Annotated in this window: 5 protein-coding genes; 1 reads left to right on the forward strand and 4 read right to left on the reverse strand. The window is 70.0% G+C overall.

Features of this window, described 5'->3' with window-relative positions; all coding sequences use genetic code 11:
* Both JF616_22925 and JF616_22930 read right to left on the reverse strand, forming a co-directional pair.
* The coding region (locus tag JF616_22925) for an FAD-dependent oxidoreductase (protein ID MBW8890615.1) at nt 1–294 on the reverse strand (294 nt) is incomplete at its 3' end.
* Complete coding sequence (locus tag JF616_22930; GenBank protein ID MBW8890616.1) at nt 291–1,256, reverse strand: FAD-dependent monooxygenase; 966 nt, start codon at nt 1,254–1,256, stop codon at nt 291–293. The genes JF616_22925 and JF616_22930, both read right to left, overlap by 4 nt.
* Here JF616_22930 and JF616_22935 point away from each other — a divergent pair.
* Nucleotides 1,215–1,442: a hypothetical protein gene (locus JF616_22935; protein MBW8890617.1), complete on the forward strand. Its 228-nt coding sequence runs from the start codon at nt 1,215–1,217 to the stop codon at nt 1,440–1,442. The genes JF616_22930 and JF616_22935 overlap by 42 nt on opposite strands.
* Nucleotides 1,443–1,451: 9 nt before the next feature.
* On the opposite strand, the gene pepP is transcribed toward JF616_22935, so the two are convergent.
* The gene (gene pepP / locus JF616_22940; GenBank protein ID MBW8890618.1) at nt 1,452–2,771 is read right to left on the reverse strand and encodes a Xaa-Pro aminopeptidase; all 1,320 of its coding nucleotides are present in this window, start codon (nt 2,769–2,771) and stop codon (nt 1,452–1,454) included.
* A gap of 64 nt (nt 2,772–2,835) precedes the next feature.
* The coding region (locus tag JF616_22945; protein MBW8890619.1) for a UPF0149 family protein at nt 2,836–3,016 on the reverse strand (181 nt) is incomplete at its 5' end.

Consider the following 3,016-nt stretch of genomic DNA (forward strand, 5'->3'; position numbering starts at 1 on the left):
ATGCGGCGGCACATCGGCGTGCCAGACGTGCATGCGTTCGTATGGCGCGGCCCGCGCGCCGGATACTTCCTGCCACGCATCGCAGGCCCGCAGGATGCGCTCGCTCGCGCGCGACAGCGCGAACACGCGCAGGTCCACGGGCAGGTCCGCGGCCGGCTGCCCCGCGGGCGGCACCCGGCGGTCGAACACGGTGATGCGCGACGCGGCAATGCCGGTGCGGCGCTGGAGCAGCAGCGCCGTGGCGAGGCCGATGGGTCCCGCGCCGACGACCGCGACGTCGCGCTCGGCGCTCATTCGAGCGGCAGTCCGCGCGCGAGCCGCGGCATGCGTCCCGCGAATCCCCAGCTGACGCGCGACAACGCGCGCTTGGCGGTCGGCGACAGGTCGAACATGAGCAGGCCGAAATTGCGTATCAGGCCGAGTCCGGGCGTGTCGTTGCCGAACAGCTTCACGAGGCCGTCGGTGAATCGAGTGACGCCCTTGCGGTCCTCGGCGCGCCACGCCGCGAATTGGTTCAGCAGGTCGTCGAAGCGCTCGGCGTGATCCGCACGTGCGGCGGCGGCGAGCATTTCGGCGAGCGTCGCCGCGTCGCGCAGGCCGAGATTGAACCCCTGCCCCGCCACCGGATGCAGCGCCTGCGCGGCATTGCCGATCAGCACGACGCGGCCCGCCACCGTCTCGTCGGCGCGCGACAGCGCGAGCGGATAGGTATTGCGGCGGCCGATGCGCGTCCAGCGGCCCGCGCGCCAGCCGAATGCGGATTGCAGCTCCGCCGCGAACGCCGCATCGTCCAGCGCCAGCAGCTCCTGCGCGCGACCGGGGCGCACCGCCCACACGACGGCATAGTGTCCGCCCGCCTGGCCGGCGCCGTTCAGCGGCAGCACCGCGAGCGGTCCCGAAGGCGTGAACCGTTCGAACGCCCCGCCGTTGTTAGGCCGGTCGGTCGCCGCGTTGATGACGATGGCGACCTGGTCGTAATCCTCGACGGAGGCGTCGATCCCGGCGCTCGCGCGCAGCACGGAGCCCGCTCCATCGGCGGCCACGGCGACCGCCGCGCGCACGGTTTCGGTCGAACCGCCGGACGCCACCTCGAGCGATACGCCGTCCGCCTGCGGCGTGGCGGACACGAGCTGTGCCGGCACGCGGATGTCGAGATTCGGCGCGCCGCGCAGCGCGGCCCACAGACGCCGAAGCGACCGGCGTCGGAAACGTGGATGGAGCCGATGGCACCCGCGTGCTGCGCCATCTCCGGCCACACGCCCAGTGTCTCGAAGATCTGGCGCGACCCGTTGCCGAGCGCGGTGGTGCGTTCGTCGAAGCTGGGCTGCACGCCGGAGTCCGGCGGCACGCCCTCGATGAGCAGCACGCGCAGCGCCGTGTCGCGCAGCGCGAGCGCGAAGCTCGCGCCGACCATGCCGCCACCGACGATGACGACGTCGTAAGGTTTCATCTCATGCAACGGAAGCCATGAGGCGCTCGATGGCGACCGCGTCCTTCGGCGCACCGGACGTCAGCACTTCGCAGCCGTCGCGGGTGACGACGACGTCGTCCTCGATGCGGATGCCGATGCCGTGGAATTTTTTCGGCGCACCCGGCGTCCCGGGCGCGACGTAGATGCCGGGTTCGATGGTGAGCGCCATGCCGGGCTCGAACACGCGCCACTCGTTGCCGATCTTGTAGTCGCCGACGTCGTGCACGTCCATGCCGAGCCAGTGCCCGGTGCGATGCATGAAGTACTTCCGGTACGCGGCGCTCTCCTCGAGCTTCGCGGGTTTGCCCTTCAGCAGGCCGAGCCGGATGAGGCCCTGCGTGATGACCTTCACCGCCGCCTCGTGCGGTCGGTTCCAGTGATTGCCGGGCTTCACCTGTTCGATGGCCGCGGTGTTCGCCTCGAGCACGACGTCATAGAGCGCGCGCTGCTCGGGCGTGAACCGTCCGTTCACGGGGAACGTCCGCGTGATGTCGGAGGCGTAGCAGTTCACTTCGCATCCGGCATCGATGAGCAGCAGGTCGCCATCATTGAGCACCGCGTCGTTCTCGCGGTAATGCAGGATGCAGCCGTTGGCGCCGCCGCCGACGATGGGCTGATAGGAAGTATCCGCGTTGTAACGCCGGAACTCGTGCAGCACTTCGGCCACGATCTCGTATTCGCGCTTGCCCGGCGCGCACGCCTGCATCGCGCGCACGTGCGCCTGCGCGGCGATCTGCGCGGCCGCGCGCATCGTGTCGACTTCGCCGCGGCTCTTGAAGAGACGCATGTCGTGCAACACGTGGTCGAGCGCCACGATTTCCTGCGGCGGATGCCGGCCGTTGCGCGCCTGCGTGCGCAGGCCGTTGACCCAGCCGACGACGCGCTGGTCGAACTCGGGGTGCGTGCCCATCGCGTAGTAGACCTTCGCGCGGTTTTCGAGCAGCCCGGGCAGGATCTCGTCGATGTCCGTGATGGGGAATGCATGGTCGGCGCCGAAATCGCGCACCGCACCGACCGGCCCCGCGCGCCGGCCGTCCCAGGTCTCGCGCGTCGGATCGCGGTCGCGCACGAACAGGATGTACTCGCCCTGCGGCCGACCCGGCACGAGCACGGCGACCGATTCCGGTTCGTTGAACCCGGTGAGATAGAAGAAGTCGCTGTCGGGACGGTATGCGTACTCGACGTCGTTGTTGCGCAGCCTCACGGGCGCGGAGGGCACGATGGCGATCGAGTCGCGACCCATGAGCTTCGAGAGCGCGCGGCGCCGGCGGCCGAACTCCTCGCGCGCGATCGTCGGAATGGATGCGGTGCCCGCCACTTTCGTGCGACGGGCCGATGTCGACCGGCCCGATTTCTGGAGATTGTTAATGGATCGACGCGGCGCCGGGCGCCGGCTCCTCGCCGCGCGCCGGCGCGAGCTCGACGAACAGCAGCTGCGCGCCGACGCGCACGAATTCCACCACCTCGGCGAACGCGACCTCGTTCTCTTCGTTGTCGTCGCCCGCGTCGACGCCGACCTGGGTGATCTCGGTGAAGTCGCGGATG

This window comes from Fibrobacterota bacterium, assembly GCA_019509785.1.
Lineage (GTDB): Bacteria > Fibrobacterota > Fibrobacteria > UBA11236 > UBA11236 > Chersky-265.